Source organism: Collimonas rhizosphaerae, assembly GCF_038896935.1.
Classification (GTDB): Bacteria; Pseudomonadota; Gammaproteobacteria; order Burkholderiales; family Burkholderiaceae_D; genus Collimonas; species Collimonas rhizosphaerae.
Genome location: NZ_JBANDC010000010.1, coordinates 80,295 through 95,697 on the forward strand (window position 1 = coordinate 80,295; position 15,403 = coordinate 95,697).

The 15,403-nt window shown below is 58.4% G+C and carries 21 protein-coding genes; all 21 read left to right on the plus strand.

The genetic code is table 11. The annotated features are described in order from the left end of the window. Positions 1-9: 9 nt before the first annotated feature. The 21 genes from V8G57_RS15630 to V8G57_RS15730 all read left to right on the plus strand — a co-directional run bounded on the left by V8G57_RS15630 (position 10) and on the right by V8G57_RS15730 (position 15,389). Positions 10-654, plus strand: coding sequence for an HK97 family phage prohead protease (locus V8G57_RS15630; RefSeq protein ID WP_342830151.1), 645 nt, complete (start codon positions 10-12; stop codon positions 652-654). Positions 655-719: 65 nt separating this feature from the next. Then, entirely contained in the window at positions 720-2,051 is a 1,332-nt protein-coding gene (locus V8G57_RS15635) for a phage major capsid protein (RefSeq protein WP_342830152.1), read from the plus strand. Positions 2,052-2,105: 54 nt separating this feature from the next. Then, positions 2,106-2,336, plus strand: coding sequence for a hypothetical protein (locus V8G57_RS15640; RefSeq protein ID WP_342830153.1), 231 nt, complete (start codon positions 2,106-2,108; stop codon positions 2,334-2,336). Beyond that, positions 2,333-2,677, plus strand: a complete 345-nt coding sequence (locus V8G57_RS15645) for a head-tail connector protein (protein WP_342830154.1) — start codon at positions 2,333-2,335, stop codon at positions 2,675-2,677. Before V8G57_RS15640 ends, V8G57_RS15645 begins: the two co-directional genes overlap by 4 nt. 4 nt (positions 2,678-2,681) lie before the next feature. Next, positions 2,682-3,053, plus strand: a complete 372-nt coding sequence (locus tag V8G57_RS15650; RefSeq protein WP_342830155.1) for a head-tail adaptor protein — start codon at positions 2,682-2,684, stop codon at positions 3,051-3,053. Beyond that, a complete protein-coding gene (locus tag V8G57_RS15655) occupies positions 3,022-3,441 on the plus strand; it encodes a hypothetical protein (protein ID WP_342830156.1) in 420 nt (139 codons plus the stop codon). Before V8G57_RS15650 ends, V8G57_RS15655 begins: the two co-directional genes overlap by 32 nt. A 55-nt stretch (positions 3,442-3,496) precedes the next feature. Further along, the gene (locus V8G57_RS15660) at positions 3,497-4,078 is read left to right on the plus strand and encodes a phage tail terminator protein (protein ID WP_342830157.1); all 582 of its coding nucleotides are present in this window, start codon (positions 3,497-3,499) and stop codon (positions 4,076-4,078) included. Continuing rightward, positions 4,075-4,272: a DUF2635 domain-containing protein gene (locus V8G57_RS15665; protein ID WP_342830158.1), complete on the plus strand. Its 198-nt coding sequence runs from the start codon at positions 4,075-4,077 to the stop codon at positions 4,270-4,272. Before V8G57_RS15660 ends, V8G57_RS15665 begins: the two co-directional genes overlap by 4 nt. Position 4,273: 1 nt before the next feature. Then, complete coding sequence (locus V8G57_RS15670) at positions 4,274-5,761, plus strand: phage tail sheath subtilisin-like domain-containing protein (RefSeq protein WP_342830159.1); 1,488 nt, start codon at positions 4,274-4,276, stop codon at positions 5,759-5,761. Positions 5,762-5,820: 59 nt separating this feature from the next. Then, a complete protein-coding gene (locus tag V8G57_RS15675) occupies positions 5,821-6,168 on the plus strand; it encodes a phage tail tube protein (RefSeq protein WP_120237039.1) in 348 nt (115 codons plus the stop codon). Continuing rightward, positions 6,165-6,455 carry a phage tail assembly protein gene (locus V8G57_RS15680; RefSeq protein ID WP_342830160.1) on the plus strand — a complete coding sequence of 97 codons (291 nt, stop codon included), beginning with the start codon at positions 6,165-6,167 and terminating at the stop codon, positions 6,453-6,455. Before V8G57_RS15675 ends, V8G57_RS15680 begins: the two co-directional genes overlap by 4 nt. A 126-nt stretch (positions 6,456-6,581) precedes the next feature. Continuing rightward, complete coding sequence (locus tag V8G57_RS15685; protein ID WP_342830161.1) at positions 6,582-8,549, plus strand: phage tail tape measure protein; 1,968 nt, start codon at positions 6,582-6,584, stop codon at positions 8,547-8,549. Then, positions 8,546-9,778, plus strand: a complete 1,233-nt coding sequence (locus tag V8G57_RS15690; protein ID WP_342830162.1) for a DNA circularization protein — start codon at positions 8,546-8,548, stop codon at positions 9,776-9,778. Before V8G57_RS15685 ends, V8G57_RS15690 begins: the two co-directional genes overlap by 4 nt. A gap of 8 nt (positions 9,779-9,786) precedes the next feature. After that, complete coding sequence (locus V8G57_RS15695) at positions 9,787-10,887, plus strand: phage baseplate assembly protein (RefSeq protein ID WP_342830163.1); 1,101 nt, start codon at positions 9,787-9,789, stop codon at positions 10,885-10,887. Continuing rightward, entirely contained in the window at positions 10,887-11,426 is a 540-nt protein-coding gene (locus tag V8G57_RS15700) for a phage baseplate assembly protein V (protein WP_342830165.1), read from the plus strand. Before V8G57_RS15695 ends, V8G57_RS15700 begins: the two co-directional genes overlap by 1 nt. After that, positions 11,398-11,823 carry a phage GP46 family protein gene (locus V8G57_RS15705; protein WP_342830167.1) on the plus strand — a complete coding sequence of 142 codons (426 nt, stop codon included), beginning with the start codon at positions 11,398-11,400 and terminating at the stop codon, positions 11,821-11,823. The genes V8G57_RS15700 and V8G57_RS15705 overlap by 29 nt, the downstream gene beginning before the upstream one ends. Beyond that, positions 11,813-12,898, plus strand: a complete 1,086-nt coding sequence (locus V8G57_RS15710; protein ID WP_342830169.1) for a baseplate J/gp47 family protein — start codon at positions 11,813-11,815, stop codon at positions 12,896-12,898. Before V8G57_RS15705 ends, V8G57_RS15710 begins: the two co-directional genes overlap by 11 nt. Then, positions 12,889-13,491, plus strand: a complete 603-nt coding sequence (locus V8G57_RS15715) for a YmfQ family protein (protein WP_342830171.1) — start codon at positions 12,889-12,891, stop codon at positions 13,489-13,491. Before V8G57_RS15710 ends, V8G57_RS15715 begins: the two co-directional genes overlap by 10 nt. Continuing rightward, the gene (locus V8G57_RS15720) at positions 13,491-14,438 is read left to right on the plus strand and encodes a gp53-like domain-containing protein (RefSeq protein ID WP_342830172.1); all 948 of its coding nucleotides are present in this window, start codon (positions 13,491-13,493) and stop codon (positions 14,436-14,438) included. Before V8G57_RS15715 ends, V8G57_RS15720 begins: the two co-directional genes overlap by 1 nt. A 1-nt stretch (position 14,439) precedes the next feature. Beyond that, complete coding sequence (locus V8G57_RS15725; RefSeq protein WP_342830173.1) at positions 14,440-14,868, plus strand: tail fiber assembly protein; 429 nt, start codon at positions 14,440-14,442, stop codon at positions 14,866-14,868. Continuing rightward, positions 14,844-15,389 carry a D-Ala-D-Ala carboxypeptidase family metallohydrolase gene (locus V8G57_RS15730; RefSeq protein ID WP_342830174.1) on the plus strand — a complete coding sequence of 182 codons (546 nt, stop codon included), beginning with the start codon at positions 14,844-14,846 and terminating at the stop codon, positions 15,387-15,389. The genes V8G57_RS15725 and V8G57_RS15730 overlap by 25 nt, the downstream gene beginning before the upstream one ends. Positions 15,390-15,403 lie beyond the last annotated feature (14 nt).

Consider the following 15,403-nt stretch of genomic DNA (forward strand, 5'->3'; position numbering starts at 1 on the left):
CTTGTGGGCATGAAACACAAACAATTCGGCTTCAAGGCCGATGCGGTCAACGAGGACGGTACCTTCTCTGGCTACGGTTCGGTGTTCGGGAACGTCGATAGTTACCGCGAAATTGTCGCACCTGGTGCCTTCGCGGACAGTTTGAAGGCGATCAAGGCATCCGGCGACCCTTTGCCGGCGCTGTGGCAGCACAATTTCTCTCAGCCAATTGGCGGCTACGACATTCTGGAAGAGGATGCGCGCGGCCTGCGGGTGGAAGGCTGGTTGCTGAAAGACCAGATACCGCTGGCGGCGCAGGCACATGCCTTGATGTTGCGCCGGGTCGTCAAAGGGCTGTCGATTGGCTATTACGTGCTGGAAGACAGCTGGAACGAGAAAGACCGCGTACGGACGCTAACCAAGCTGGACCTGCAGGAGATCAGCATCGTCACTTTTCCGGCCAATGTCGAGGCGCAGATCGATGCGGTCAAGTCCAAGCTGCTGCTGGGCGACAAGCCCACAATTCGCGAGTTCGAGGAACTGCTTCGGGAGAAGGGTTTTGCGCGCTCGGATGCCGAGCATATCGCTGTGCACGGCTTCAAGCATTGGCAGGCACGGGAGTGCGGGGCCGGAATCAGCGAAACGTTGCGCCTTTTGAATGCATTCAACCTGTAGTTTTTTATCCATCTCAGCAATCCGGCCGCTTATGCGGCTTTTTTTATTTCCGAAAGGTTTTACATATGAAACGTTCTATCCTCGTAGTTGCAGTCCTCGGCTTGTCGGTTTTCTCCCTGGCCGCTCAGGCCATGGGTGTCGATGTACATGCGTTTGTCACGTCGCATGCCGATGTCCTCGCAGGCTTGTCCTTGATCGGTTTTGCCGGCGAGACGACCTTGGTCAACCCCGCTGAAATCAAGGCTGCGCTCGACAAGATCAGCGACCAGACCAAGGAACTCGGCGAGAAAGCCCTCGCCGAAGCGAAGAAATCCGGTGACATGTCGATTGAAACCAAAGGCAAGATCGATGAAATGCTGGTGAAGCAGGGCGAACTGCAGGCTCGCCTGCAGGAAGCCGAGCAAAAATTGGACCGTCGTGCCGGCGGTGACGACGACCAGGGCGTGAAATCGGTCGGTGACGTGGTGACCGGTTCCAAGGAATTCAAGGATTATGTGGCTGCCGGCGACTATCGCAAGGGATTTTCTTTCCCAATCAAGGCAGTGGTCAGCATTACCTCGGACCCGGCCAGCGCTGGCGCCACCATCGCGCCAGACCGCCGTGCCGGCATCGTGGCGCCACCGGATCGCCGCCTGACGGTGCGCGACTTGCTGACGCCCGGCACCACTAACTCGAATCTGATCCAGTACGTCAAGGAAACTGGCTTCCAAAATATGGCGGCGACCGTTGCCGAAGGCGCTGCAAAGCCAAAATCGGATATCACGTTCGACCTGGTCGCCCAGGCGGTGGTGAAAGTGGCGCACTACGTCAAGGCGTCGACAGAAATCTTGGCGGATGCGCCGATGATGCAGAGCTACATTGACGGCCGCCTGCGCTACGGCTTGGCGCTGAAGGAAGAAGGGCAGCTGCTCAATGGGTCCGGCGTCGGCAACAACCTGAACGGCATTTTTACCCAGGCGTCGCAGTATGCCGCTCCGATTCCTGTGGACGGCGCCACCCGTATCGATATTTTGCGTCTGGCGCTGCTGCAGGCCGAGTTGGCTGAATACCCGTCGACTGGGATTGTCCTGAACCCGATCGACTGGGCCGCGATTGAATTACAGAAAGACAGTACTGGCGCCTACATTTTTGCCAATCCGCAGAGCATATCTCAGCCGGCATTGTGGGGCCGGCCGGTTGTTGCGACCCAGGCCATGAGCTTCAACGACTTCCTGGTCGGCGCGTTCAAGCTGGGTGCGCAGATCTTCGATCGCCTGCAGGCCAGCATCGCTGTCGCTACCGAGAATGAGGATGACTTCATCAAGAACATGGTGGCGATCCTGATCGAGGAGCGACTGGGCCTGGCGGTCTATCGTCCGGAAGCCTTCATCAAGGGCAAGCTGGTCGTCATTGCCTAGTCATGGCCGTCCCGGTAGTAGTCGGGGCGCACTAACAGATAGATGGAGAGAATGATGACTGTAACAATCATCGCAAAACAACGTTTCATCCACTGCTCCCATGACCTCGCCGTCGGCGATGAGATTGTCGTGCACGAAACTTTGGCAAACGAGCTGGCCTTGTGCGGTCTGGTCGAGATCAAAGCAGACAAGGCGCCAGCTGCCCAGTCGGACGGCAAAGCCGCGCCGGCGCCGGAGAACAAGATGGCAAGAGAGCCGAAGAACAAAGCCGGCAACAAGCAATGATCGTGTCCTTGCCAATAGCGCTCAAGCATTTGCGCGTTGAAGCTGATGGTGACGATGTCGACCTGATCGAGGTTTACCTCGGCGGCGCGGCCGAGTCTGCCTGTGAGTTTATGAATCGCAGGGTATTCGAAGATCAGGCCGCGCTGGACGCTGCGGTGGTAGCTGGTGTTGCCGGCGACTATCCGATGGTGGCGAACGATGCCATCCGGGCCGCGGTGCTGCTGATTCTCGGCATGCTGTACGAGAATCGGGAAGACGTGGTGATTGGCCTGACCGCTGAAAACCTCCCGCGAGGCTCACGCGCATTGCTGCAGCCGTACCGGGTCAATATGGGAGTGTAATGCCATGCAAACGGTATTCAAGACGCCGACCATTGGCAAGTTACGCCATCGGATTCATATCCGCTTGCGCGTCGATCTGCCTGCGGCGGACATGGGAGTGGATCAGATCTTTCCCTACGATAAGCCTCGGTGGGCGCGGATCGAACCCGTTGGCGGCGCGATCTACGCCGGCACTGCGCAGACGGATCGCGCGACCACGCATCGTATTTTCATACGTTTCCTGCCCGGCATCCAGTCTGGATCGCAGGAGGTAGTGCATGGGGATACGGTGTACCGGATTCGACGCATTGCCGACTTGAAGGGCGAGAGCCGCTTTACGATACTTGACGTTGAGGAGATAGGAAATGGCCAAGCCAGCCATGTATCTGCATATTGAAGGCTTCGAAGGCTTTGATAAACGGATCGATTTCGACAAGAAACGGGTGCGCAAGGGCATGCAAAAGGTAGGGCGGATCGTGCAGCGGGAAGGGCGCAAGCTGGCCGTTTCCGGCGGCGACTACCCAAAGCGGAAGGCTGGCCTGTTGGCTAGGTCGATCAAGGTAAAGGTCAGCCGCTCCGGCTTCCTGGTGCGGATTGCGCCTCAAAAAATTGCCGGCATGCGGGATTTTTACCCGGCGTATCTCAACTACGGCGTAAAAAACAAGCACGGCGGCTGGCGTATCCGGCCCAAGGGCAATTACATGGCCGACGCCCTGGAGCGCAAGCAGGACGATGTAAGGCACGAGCTTACCGGCGCGCTGGACGGTGCATTGTCCATCAAGTAACACCAGGTCTTTTCCAACTCTTTACCACGCCGCCTAGTGCGGCTTTTTTTCGCCCATGAAAATTACACCAATCATTGCGCACCTGCGTGCCCAGTGCCCGACGTTTGCCGGCCGGGTCGGCGGTGGCATCGAATTTGATGCTGCGCGCGAGAGCGCGCAAATGGCGATGCCGGCGGCGTATGTCATCTATACCGGCGACAGCCCTGCCGAAAACGCGCTGCAGAACGAGACCAGCCAGGAAATCAAGGATGAGTTCGACGTGGTGGTGTTCTTGGCCACGAAAGACGAACGCGGCCAGTCGTTGGCCGACGAGCTGCACGACATTCGCGCGGAACTGCTGTGTGCCCTGGTTGGCTTGGAGCCCGCAAGCGGGTACGAGGGTATCGAGTACGAAGATTCCCTGTTGCTCAACTTGGACAGGAATCGGGCGCTCTACAAATACGGCTTTTCTGCGACATGGACGCTGGGTGGCGGCGAAGAGCCAGAAACCTGGCAGGAAGTCGAGCTGGCCGGCCTGGCCAAGTTCGAAGGCTACAGCCTGCAGGTCGACGCCATCGATCCGATGGCCGATAAAAACGTGAAGTACCCAGGGCCTGACGGCCGGATTGAATTTCAACTTAAGGACGATCTCCCATGAGCAATACCTACGCAGTCAAGCCGGCGCCAGGCCGGATAGTTCCCGATCCCGAATACGGAGACGACCTTCCAGCCGAGGGACGGGATGTCCCAAAAACGCCTTATTGGGTGCGCCGGTTGAAGGACGGCGATGTGATCGAAGCGCAAACAAAGAAGCCTGCTGTCAAGTCGGCTAAAACAGAAGGAGCGGCATAACATGGTTAGTTTCAATCAGATCCCAGCAGACTTGGCGGTACCGCTGTTCTACGCAGAAACCGACAATTCGCAAGCCGGCGGCGGCCTGACGCAGCTTCGCCGGTTGATCATTGGTCAGGTCAACAGCGACGTTGAGACAGATGGTGCGCTGATTCTTGTTTCCGGCTCCAGCCAGGCTGCGCAGATTGGTGGTCCCGGTTCGATGCTGCATGCGATGCACACCAAGTTCCGCAGCGGCGATCCGCTGGGCGAAATCTGGTGCTTGCCGTTCAAGCTGGACGACGGCAGTGCGGCTTCTGGCAAGGTGACCCTGTCCGGTGTTGCAGGTGAACCTGGGCTGCTGTCTCTTTATATAGGTGGCAAACGTATTCGGGCGACGGTGCCGAACGGCGGCACGGCGGCCGCGATGGCGGCAGCTTTGGCAACAGCCATTAACGCCAGCACTGATGCTGCGGTCCTGGCAGTTGCGGCCGGCCCGGAGGTGACACTAACCTGCAAGTGGCTGGGATTGACCGGCAACGATGTCCAGCTGGAGATGAATCGGCTCGGCAGCGCCGGTGGCGAGAAAACGCCAAGCGGGCTGACTGTGGCGGTTACCGCCATGGCCGGCGGTACCGGTTCGCCTGAGATGGTGGAATTGCTGGCGGCGGTGGGTGACGAAGAATTCGATTTCATCGTGCAGCCGTATACCGATACGGCGTCGCTGGATGCTTTGCGTGACTGGATGAACGACATTTCCGGCCGCTGGGCGTATTCGGCGCAGATCTATGGGCACGTATATTCCGCCAGGCGCGGCACGCTGGGCGAGTCGGTCGCGTTCGGCCGCGCCAGGAACGATCCGCACATCACCATCAACACCATGGAAGTGGGGATGCCGGAACCGGTATGGGAAAACGCGGCAGCTTCGGCGGCGCGTAACGCGGTCTTTATTTCTGCGGACCCGGCCCGGCCAACACAAACCGGTGAGCTGGTGGGGATCAACCCGGCGCCGGCCGGCCAGCGCTTTTTACTCAATGAGCGGCAGTCGCTGCTGTCTAACGGCATGGCGACATCGATCTATAGCGGCGGCGCCGTCCGAATCGAGCGGGCGGTGACGACCTACCAGCGCAATGCCTACGGCCAGACGGACCGGTCGTATCTGGACAGCGAGACATTGCACCAGACGGCGTACATCCTGCGCTTCCTGAAGGGGCGAATTACCAGCAAGTATGGGCGCCACAAGTTGGCCGATGACGGCACCAAGTTCGGCGCCGGCCAGGCAATCGTCACGCCCAATGTAATCCGCGGTGAACTGGTGGCGGCTTATTCGGCGCTGGAATATGAAGGCATTGTCGAGAACGCCGATCTGTTCAATCAATACCTGATTGTTGAGCGCGATGTGAACAGTCCGAACCGCGTGAACGTCTTGTTCCCGCCGGACTATGTGAATCAGCTGCGCGTGTTCGCACTGCTCAATCAGTTCCGCCTGCAGTACCCGGCAGAAGCGTAAGCGACTGCAGCCAATCAACAAGCCGCCTTCGGGCGGTTTTTCACTTTAAGGAGTCCTAGATGGGACAAGCAATAGCAGGGACCTGTTACGTCAAGGCCGATGGACAGCAGTTCTCCGTCATGGGCGGCATCGAATGCCCGCTGTTTGACGTCAAGCGTGAAAGCGTGTTGCCGGGTCTGTACAAAGAAGAAGACCTGACACCGTATGTGAAGGTGGACGCAGCTTTTACAAAGGATTTTCCGATCAACAAGCTGCGTGCTGCCAAGGACATGACCGTCACGGTCGAATACCGCAATGGGCGTGTGTACGTGCTGACTGAAGCCTATGTGGTCGGCGAGCCGGCAGCATCGGGTGACGATGGCAAGGTTGCTCTCGAATTCAACGGCCGTAAAGGAGTCTGGCAATGAAAATCACCCTTACTAAACCGATTCACGCGCACGATCAGGAAATCACTGAGCTGGAACTGCGGGAACCGAATATAGCCGACGCTCGTGCCGTGAAATCGCTTCCTTATTTCATCGGCGCCGACGAGGAGGTTTCGCTCAAGACCGATGTTTGCGCCAGGATCATTGTCCGTTGCGCGGCAATTCCTCCGAGCTCTGTCGATCAACTGGACCTGAGCGACTACAACACTCTCTGCTGGTGGATTGTGGGTTTTTTCTTGAACTCCAGGCCGGAGACTACGACGAGTTAGCCAATGCGGCCTATGACGTCGCGCACTTCTGGAACACGGATCCAGAAAACATGATGACCAGGCCGCTGAGTGTGTTTCTGGAAATCGTCCAGCAATCCACCCGCATCAATACACGGAAATCGAAGAATGGCTGACAAATTCCAATTAAAGGCGCTCATTACCGGCGTCGACAAACTGTCGCCGACACTCGACGGGTTGCGCAAGAAGGTGGCTGGATTTCGCAAGGGCTTGAAAGCGGACGGGCTGGGCGACGGTTTGTCGTTTGGCGATGTGTTGAAGGGGGCCGCCATCGTGGCGCCGATCGCGGCGGCCACGAAAGCGGCGATCGATTTTGAATCGGCGATGGCCGATGTCCGCAAGGTAGTGGATTTCGATACGCCATTGCAATTCAAACAAATGGGCGATGACATCATCACGATGTCGAAGCGGCTGCCGATGGCGGCGACCGAGATCGCCAAGATCACTGCCGCTGGGGGCCAATCCGGCATCGACAAGGGAGAGTTGGGCCGGTTCGCGGAGGACGCTGTCAAGATGGGTGTGGCCTTCGATCAGTCGGCCGATGAATCCGGCGACATGATGGCCAAGTGGCGTACCGCCTTCAAACTTGGGCAGACGGAGGTGGTGGAGCTTGCTGACAAGATCAATTACCTCGGCAACACCGGCCCGGCCAATGCCCGGCAGATCTCCAGCATCGTTACCCGTATCGGCCCGTTGGGCAAGGTGGCGGGTTTCGCGTCAGGCCAGATTGCCGCCATGGGTGCCACGCTGGCCGGCATGGGCGTGCAGGAAGAAATCGCGTCGACCGGCATCAAGAACTTCATGCTGACCTTGGCGTCCGGTTCGTCCGCGACCAAGAAGCAGCAGGAAACCTTCAAGGCCCTGCGCATGGACGCGCGCAAGATCGCCGTCGATCTGCAGAAGGATGCCGAGGGCACCACGCAACGCGTGCTGACCGCAATTAGCAAGGTCGACAAGACCAAGCAGGCAGCGGTGCTGGAAAACCTGTTCGGGCGTGAATCGATTGGTGCGATTGCCCCGATGCTGGACAATCTTGACCTGCTCAAGAAGAACCTGCAGAAAGTTGGCGACGCGACCCAGTACGCCGGGTCGATGAATAAGGAATACGAGGCGCGTGCGGCGACAACGGCGAACGCCATCCAGCTGGTCAAGAATCGGGTGGTGGGTCTGGGAATCAGTGTTGGCAATATATTGCTGCCGTCGCTTAATCAGTTCCTGGGCGCGGTCGGTCCTGTCATTGATCAAATGGCCGATTTTGCGAACGCGAATCCAGCAGTCATCAAGGGAGTTCTTGGCGCCGCGGCCGGATTAATGGTGTTGCGCCTGGCGGTTGTTGGCGCCACGGTGGCGATGCGGATATTCACGCTAGTCAGCAGTTTGACACCGATTGGCATCGCGGTACGGGTACTCGCTTTGGCGGCTGGTTTCCTGATTGCTAACTGGTCGGCAGTATCGGCCTTTTTCTCCAAGCTGTGGACCAGTGTCAAAGCAGTCACTTCCGGTGTGTGGGACTGGATAAAAGGGAAGGTCTTGGGTTATGCCCCGATTGCCTTGATTGCGAACAATTGGGAGCCGATCAAGACTTTTTTCTCTGCGCTATGGGACGCCATCAAGGCGGTGACCGGCCTTGCCTGGGATTGGATCAAGGACATCTTCATGAATTACCACCCGCTGGGCATCATTATCCAGAACTGGGAGCCCATTGTGGACTGGTTCAAGGGCCTTTGGGACCGCGTCAAGGTGTACATCGAGCCGATCCTGAATGGCGCGAAGTGGGTCGGTGAAAAAATCAGCGGGGCGGCCGGGGCGGCTGGCGCAGCAGTCTCTGGCGTGAGCGAGGCGGTTAATGGTGGTGCCGGCAAGGGGTTGGCTGGCGGGACCAGTGTTCTCAATTCGTTCACCGCCTCTGTTAACGAGCAACGGGCCAGCAATGCAGTAAAGGGCGACATTGCGGTGCGCTTCGAAGGCGCGCCGCCAGGGACCAGCATCGTGACGGCCAAGACCAACAATCCGAACGTGTCGGTATCGCCAAAGGTCGGCTACAGCAGCAATTCAAGAAAGGCAGCACCAGCATGACGACCTGGAGAGATTCTGTGCGCGAGGCGTCGTTCAAGGGCGTGCCATTCTTCTTCGATACCGATGACTTGCCCATCGGGCGGCGGCTGCAGACGCATCGCTATCCGCAGCGCGACCGTCCTTATTCGGAAGATATGGGGCGGGTGGCGCGCGAATTCAACATCCGTGCGTTTGTCGGCGGTCCAGACTGTTTCGAGCAGCGCGATGTTCTGCTACGGGCGGTCAACGAAGAGGGCGCCGGCCAGCTGGTGCATCCGTACTACGGGACCATGCGCGTCAAGGCGGGTGTGGGATCGGTATCACATGACCGACGCAATGGCGGCGTGGTCGATTTCGACCTCAATTTTATTGAGGATGACGACCAGGAATTTCCGGCAGAGACGGTAAACACCGGCCAGGTGCTGGAGATGGGCGCCGAGGATTATTTGAGCGCCAGCTTGACGCAGTTTGAGCAGGCTATGGCACTCATCAAGACGGGGCAGATCGGTATCGAGAGCATTCTGGACTCGGCAACGGCGGTGTTTACCACGCTGTATGAAACCGTGCGGCCCATTGCGGACGCATTTCGCAGCGCCCAGAACCTTGCCTATCTGGTCATGAACGCGCCTTCACGGATTCCTGCGCAGATACAGGCGGCTTTCGGTGGCTACGTCACTGCCTTCGATGGGTTCCAGAGTTCTTGCTCCGACGCGGCCGGCAAATGTTCGGCTGTGCAATCACTTGACGGCGTGCCGTCTCCGCAAGGCACGCAAGCCAAAGCCGTTCATGCGGCGCTGGTTGACCTGGCGCAAAACGTAATTCTGGTCGATGTCGTGCGCGACGTTGCCGCCATGCCGATCGTGACCCCGCCAGCATCGCCGACCGGAGCGCCGTCGGTGGACGTGCAGGTTGTGGCGCCCATGGCGTATCCGGAGGTACCGACGTCTGACGATATCGTCGGCGTCATCGACGTAGTGACGGATCAACTGTGGGAGCAGGCCCTGCAGGCGCCCTATGAACAATTCGAAGCCATTGCTGATATTCGGCGCCAGGTCGAAAACCACCTGCAGGCGGTTGCGCGGCAGGGTGTGCGTTTGCAGTACCACGGCGCCACCCAGGTACAGCCGGCGCTGGTGCTGTCTTACGAGCTGTACGGCACCGCGGCACGCGCCGCTGAGATCGTAGAGCGTAACAAAATTTCCCATCCTGGCTTTTTGCCGGTAACGCCGATACAGGTGGCAGCTAAATGACAGACACAATGAATGCAGTATCCCTGGCGGTGAACGGGATTGACTACGGCGGCTGGCTCGATACCAGCATTTCCGCCGGCATCGAACGGCAATGCCGGGATTTTACCGTCGGTATTACGTGGAAATGGCCTGGCGCAGACGTTCCGCGGCGGGTAACGCAGGGCGACAAGTGCCAGGTCAGGATCGGCCAGGACCTGGTCCTCACTGGTTACGTGTTCGCCACGCCGATTCGTTACGACGACGCGTCAATTTCCCTGGCCATCGGCGGTCGATCGATGACAGCGGATGTTGTCGATTGTGCCGCAGACAACCGACCATCGCAATGGCGGAACACCAGCATCTTGAATATCGTCAAGGCACTGGCGGCCCCCTACGGCATCGCGGTCATCGGCGAAGCCGATGCCGGCTTATCGTTGGCCGACCATATGGTCGACCCAGGCGAGACGGCGTTCGAATCGATCGACCGCCTGCTGCGGATGTCGCGCTTGCTGTCGACCGATGACGCCTACGGGCGCCTGGTCATTGCTGAACCTGGCAGTGCCGGCAGGGCATCGGATCGGCTGGAGCTGGGTTACAACATCCTGGGCGGTGAAGCGCCGCTGGATTTTTCGGATGTGTTCTCGGAATACGTCTGCAAGGGACAGCGTAGCGGGACGGACAGCGACTTCGGTCCGGCGGCCAGCGAGGTGGAAGCACGCGTCACGGATGACCGTGTTGCCAGGCGAAGGACGCTGGTGCTCAACGAGAGCGGGCAGATGACGACGGACATCGCCACCAAAAGGGTGAGCTGGGAACGGGAGAACCGCATCAGCAAAGCGCTGGAAACTCGCTATGAGGTGCAGGGGTGGCGGCAAGCCAACGGCGACTTGTGGCGCCATAACCAGATTGTGCGGGTAGTGGATCCCCTCATTGGCTTTGACCGGGACATGTTGATTTCGGAGATTGAATACGGCCTGAGCGAAGAACGCGGCACGATCACCAGCATGACCGTGGCACCGCCGGAGGGCTTCATGCCGGATCCGCCGGAGCCTGAGCGACGCGCAAAAAAGGCGAAGGGAAAAAAAGGCGATGCCTTCGAGTACTTGTTACCGCCGAATTGGGAGAAATGATGGGTGTTGGCAACGCAATACAGAACATGGTGGCCAGGTGCACGGTGGCGCTAAGCAACGCGTCTGGCAAGCTGCAGCAGCTGCAGATTCGACTGCTGGCGGGTGAAGTGAAGTCGGGCGTGGAACATATGGAACCGTACGGATTTACCAGCAATCCGCTGGCCGGCGCCGAGGGCATTGCCATATTTCCGGGCGGGGATAGATCAGTGGGCTATGTAATCGTGACCGCCGACCGACGCTACCGCATCAGCGGGTTGGAGCCGGGCGAACTGGCGATTTACACCCATGAGGGAGCCTTCATCAAGTTGAAGAACGGTCGCGTCATCGATGTTGACTGCGACGAATACAACGTCAAGGCCAAGAAAATCACCATGACGGCGGAGCAGCAGATGTTAAGCGCGACCACGCTAACCATCAATGCCGCCAATGTCGCCTCCAGCGGGAAGATCACTGCGCCGGACATCGTGTTGGCGGACACCTCGATGGTTACTCACATTCATAAGGAACACGATGGCCCGTCTACAAGCACGCCAATCTGATGATGTCACCGGGAGCCGGACGGAGTTACTGCGCCGCGCGGTTGTTATCAGCATTTTTACCTGGCGCCGCGCCGAACCGGACGACAAGCTGGACGACGATGTCCGCATGGGCTGGTGGGGCGATTCGTTCCCCGATGTGCCTAACGACAAGATTGGTTCGCGTCTCTGGTTGTTACGTCGCAGGACGATCAACGCCGAGCTGGTGCGCGAGGCTGAAGAATATGTCCGCGAGTCGCTGCAATGGATGCTGGATGACGAGCTCGTGACCGGGATCGACATCAGCATTGAGCGCAAGGGAAATGCCGATTTGCGTATGACGGCGACGTTGAAGCAAAACGCCTATGCCGACGAGGCCGTCACATTTGACGATTTATGGAGAGTAATTCATGCCATTTGATACACCATCGTTGCCGAAATTGATTGAACGCGTCAGCGTCGACCTATCCAACAAATCGACATCGTCACTGCGGCGCGCCGATCGCCAGGTCTTGGCACGTACGCACGCCGGAGCTTCGCACGGGCTTCATGGGCACCTCAGCTGGAACGCCAAGCAGATCTTGCCGGATACAGCTGACGAAGAGATGCTCATCCGGCAGGGGCGCTTGCGCTTGCGACAGCAGCGCAAGGATGCGTCGTCGGCATTCGGTACGGCGACCGTCAAGGGGAAGGTTGGGGCGATCGTTGATGAAGACGTGCTGATGCAGTCCGAGGATGGTCGACGTTACCGGGTCACCAGCTCAGTCAGATTGGGCGCTGTGAGTTCCTCCGTTGAGGTTGAAGCAATGGTTGCCGGTTCGGACGGCAATTTGCCTGCCGGCGCCAAATTGTCCATGGTATCGCCAGTCTTGGACGTGGAAGACGATGGTGTCGTCAATGCTCCCGGTATTTCCGGGGGGAGCCAACAGGAGACGATCGAGGAGTATCGCCAGCGCGTGATGCGTTCTTATCAGCGCGTGCCTCACGGTGGCAATGCAGGTGATTACGTCGATTGGGCGTTGGAGGTGCCTGGCGTCACGCGGGCCTGGTGCGTTCGGGCCTACATGGGGCCGGGGACGGTTGGGGTGTTTTTTATGCGGGACAACGACGACGAGCCGGTCCCTGACGAGAACGAGATCAAATTGGTTGCCGATCATATTAACGCCGTCAATGTGCGTCCGGTCACGGCCGAGATCTATGTGCAGGCGCCGCCACAAGTGCGGGTCGCTTTTGTCATTGAGCTCGATCCGGATTCCAGCGTGACCAGGGCGGCCGTGGAGGCGAGTTTGCGCGATCTGCTGAAACGCGAGGAGGAAGGTGCTGCAGCAATTCCGCAGTCGGAGGTCGATAAGCCGCGACGGATACCGCTCACCCATATCGCCGAAGCGATCAGCGGCTCACCTGGCGAATATGACCACAAGCTAATCAAGCCCACGACCGACATCATCTTGCCGGGCCACGCCATTGCCATCTTTGGAGGGATCACATGGGGGTAAAAACGAGCGACGATTATCTGCACCAGCTGACGATGCTGCTGCCACCCGGTCCGGCGTGGGAGCAAGAATTCGCGCCGGACGTGCATGCTGTGTTGGAGGACCTGGCGCCCGAGTTCGCGCGCGTCGATGGTCGCGCCAATGATCTACTCAATGAGATGGATCCGGCAACGGTGCGCGAACTGGTGCCGGATTGGGAAAAGGTCATGAACCTGCCTGATCCCTGTTTTGGCGCGGCGCCGTCGTTTTCTGATCGACAAAAGGCGGTCCGCGTGCGGCTGGTCGCCGTCGGCCGGCAGGATCGAGACTACTTCCTGCAAATCTCCAGGGATCTTGGCTATCCCAATCCGCGTATCACGGAACACAGGGCGCCGCGCTTCGGCCGGGCGCGCTTCGGCGCATCTCATTTTGGTACCTGGGGCGCGCAGTTCCTGTGGACGCTGCATCTGGGGGAGAGGCAACCGGCGGGACGCAGGTGGGGGATTTCGGTGTGGGGTGAACGGTTTGGCAAGAATCCACACCAGGCAATTGAGTGCGTGGTGCGGCGGGAGAATCCTGCCCACACGATCGTATTTTTTGATTATGGAGACGTGTAATGGATTATCCGAAGAGCGTGCCGGGTGTTGGGCTGGTGGATGGCAAATTTGTAGATGAAGATGCGGTGAGCGGGCAGGTTGGATCATTGATCCCGTCTGTTTGGGGAAATTCGGTCACCGACGAACTGCTTAACGTACTCGGCGCTGCCGGCGTCGCACCGGATGAAGCGGACCACGGGCAGGTGTTGAAGGGACTGCGGATAATTTTTGCGGCATTGGACAGTCCGGCATTGAAGGGCACGCCAACTGCACCGACGCCTGCGCAGTTCGATAACAGCCAGAGATTGGCGACGACGGCGGCGGTGCAGCGGGCGATAGGCAGTTTTAATCTAGGAAGCAATACAGGTGATGGCATCAACGCTGCCGCTACGCCATTAACGAACGCGCACGTTGGTGCATATCTTTACTTCAATGGAGGGCTGAATCAAACCGCGACACTACCAAGTGAAATTGGATTGCTGCCAGGTTCCGCAGTGACATTGACGAGGTCAGTTTCGTCGTTCTCACTCACGATCAAGTCCAATACTGGAAACGCAATAATCGACAGCGCATATGGCGTATTTGCTTCAATCGTTCTGAATGGCGGGGAGTCTGTAACACTTGTATGGAGTGGCGTGGCTTGGCAGGCATTCGGCTCTTACGTGTCGCGGGTGGCGCTCACCAATGCGTCGTCCCTTGGAGCATCCGGTTATCAGAAATACCCAAGTGGTCTGATACTTCAGTGGGGAATTGTTCAGTCTGGTGGTGGTGGAACAGCCAACTTGACCTTTCCCATTGCGTTCCCAAACCAGCTTTTCAATATCACGGTTGCGGAGATAAATAGCGGGGCCGGCTACGCTACTGCGGGCACTTTCGGCATCGCCGGGGGACCGATAAACGTCTGGGCTCCTGCTGGCACGTCGGGCGGTGCGGGCATCAGTGTTTCATGGAATGCGATTGGAAAATAAAATGACAAAACATTACTCTGTAAAAACCGGCGGCTTCTATCCTGCCGAAATGCGTGCTGATTACGACGCTGCCGGTAGTTGGCCGGCGGATGCGGTTGAGTTATCCGACGCGGATGAGATTCTTATTCGCGACTGCCTGTCGACTGGCGGCACGATATCACGCACGGCAGGGGAATGGATTACAGCGCCGGCGCCACCTCCTACCGATGCGCAGCTGATCGATGCGGCAAAAGCCAAGCGAGATGCGCTTTTGGCCAACGCCGCCGATGCCATTGCTCCGCTGCAGGACGCGGTCGATCTCGACGTGGCGACACAGGAAGAAATAGGCCTGCTGACGAAATGGAAGCAATACCGGGTCGATGTTAACCGCATCCAGAACCTACCACAGTATCCGCGCGCGATTGCTTGGCCAGTGCCGCCGGCAAGCTGAAGACCGATTTGGCGTCACAACAAAACTATAACCACCTTCGGGTGGTTTTTTTACGAAAGAAGAAAATGCAACTGACTGACCACTTCACCCTGGCGGAGATGACCGCCAGCGACAACGCGGTGCGTTTCGGTATCGACAATTCAGCCAGCCCGGCAATTCAGACAAACCTCTTACGTACCTGCCAGACGCTGGAACTGGTGCGCACTGTCCTCGGCACTAAGGCAATTCGTATCAATTCCGGTTATCGCTGCGATGCGCTCAACAAGAAAGTCGGTGGTTCCACCACCAGCGCGCATTCGTTCGGTCTGGCTGCCGATTTCGTTTGTCCGGACTACGGCTCACCCTTATCGATTTGCCGCAAGATCCTCGCCAGCAACATCGCCTTTGATCAGTTGATCTGGGAGGGCACCTGGGTACACATCGGCCTGGCCGCGGAGGGCGTCAAGGCGCGCATGCAAGTGCTGACTGCGCATTTCTCAACAGGCAAGCCGACATCCTACACGATGGGCCTGCCGGTATAAGCGCTACATAACAT

Excerpts from the sequence above, each read along its gene's own strand:
- V8G57_RS15685 (WP_342830161.1), top strand. The coding sequence starts at position 6,582 with ATGGCTGACAAATTCCAATTAAAGGCGCTCATTACCGGCGTCGACAAA.
- V8G57_RS15635 (WP_342830152.1), top strand. The coding sequence starts at position 720 with ATGAAACGTTCTATCCTCGTAGTTGCAGTCCTCGGCTTGTCGGTTTTC.
- V8G57_RS15695 (WP_342830163.1), top strand. The coding sequence starts at position 9,787 with ATGAATGCAGTATCCCTGGCGGTGAACGGGATTGACTACGGCGGCTGG.
- V8G57_RS15630 (WP_342830151.1), top strand. The coding sequence starts at position 10 with ATGAAACACAAACAATTCGGCTTCAAGGCCGATGCGGTCAACGAGGAC.
- V8G57_RS15650 (WP_342830155.1), top strand. The coding sequence starts at position 2,682 with ATGCAAACGGTATTCAAGACGCCGACCATTGGCAAGTTACGCCATCGG.
- V8G57_RS15660 (WP_342830157.1), top strand. The coding sequence starts at position 3,497 with ATGAAAATTACACCAATCATTGCGCACCTGCGTGCCCAGTGCCCGACG.
- V8G57_RS15680 (WP_342830160.1), top strand. The coding sequence starts at position 6,165 with ATGAAAATCACCCTTACTAAACCGATTCACGCGCACGATCAGGAAATC.
- V8G57_RS15700 (WP_342830165.1), top strand. The coding sequence starts at position 10,887 with ATGGGTGTTGGCAACGCAATACAGAACATGGTGGCCAGGTGCACGGTG.
- V8G57_RS15675 (WP_120237039.1), top strand. The coding sequence starts at position 5,821 with ATGGGACAAGCAATAGCAGGGACCTGTTACGTCAAGGCCGATGGACAG.
- V8G57_RS15725 (WP_342830173.1), top strand. The coding sequence starts at position 14,440 with ATGACAAAACATTACTCTGTAAAAACCGGCGGCTTCTATCCTGCCGAA.
- V8G57_RS15710 (WP_342830169.1), top strand. The coding sequence starts at position 11,813 with ATGCCATTTGATACACCATCGTTGCCGAAATTGATTGAACGCGTCAGC.
- V8G57_RS15640 (WP_342830153.1), top strand. The coding sequence starts at position 2,106 with ATGACTGTAACAATCATCGCAAAACAACGTTTCATCCACTGCTCCCAT.
- V8G57_RS15670 (WP_342830159.1), top strand. The coding sequence starts at position 4,274 with ATGGTTAGTTTCAATCAGATCCCAGCAGACTTGGCGGTACCGCTGTTC.
- V8G57_RS15665 (WP_342830158.1), top strand. The coding sequence starts at position 4,075 with ATGAGCAATACCTACGCAGTCAAGCCGGCGCCAGGCCGGATAGTTCCC.
- V8G57_RS15715 (WP_342830171.1), top strand. The coding sequence starts at position 12,889 with ATGGGGGTAAAAACGAGCGACGATTATCTGCACCAGCTGACGATGCTG.
- V8G57_RS15705 (WP_342830167.1), top strand. The coding sequence starts at position 11,398 with ATGGCCCGTCTACAAGCACGCCAATCTGATGATGTCACCGGGAGCCGG.
- V8G57_RS15720 (WP_342830172.1), top strand. The coding sequence starts at position 13,491 with ATGGATTATCCGAAGAGCGTGCCGGGTGTTGGGCTGGTGGATGGCAAA.
- V8G57_RS15645 (WP_342830154.1), top strand. The coding sequence starts at position 2,333 with ATGATCGTGTCCTTGCCAATAGCGCTCAAGCATTTGCGCGTTGAAGCT.
- V8G57_RS15655 (WP_342830156.1), top strand. The coding sequence starts at position 3,022 with ATGGCCAAGCCAGCCATGTATCTGCATATTGAAGGCTTCGAAGGCTTT.
- V8G57_RS15690 (WP_342830162.1), top strand. The coding sequence starts at position 8,546 with ATGACGACCTGGAGAGATTCTGTGCGCGAGGCGTCGTTCAAGGGCGTG.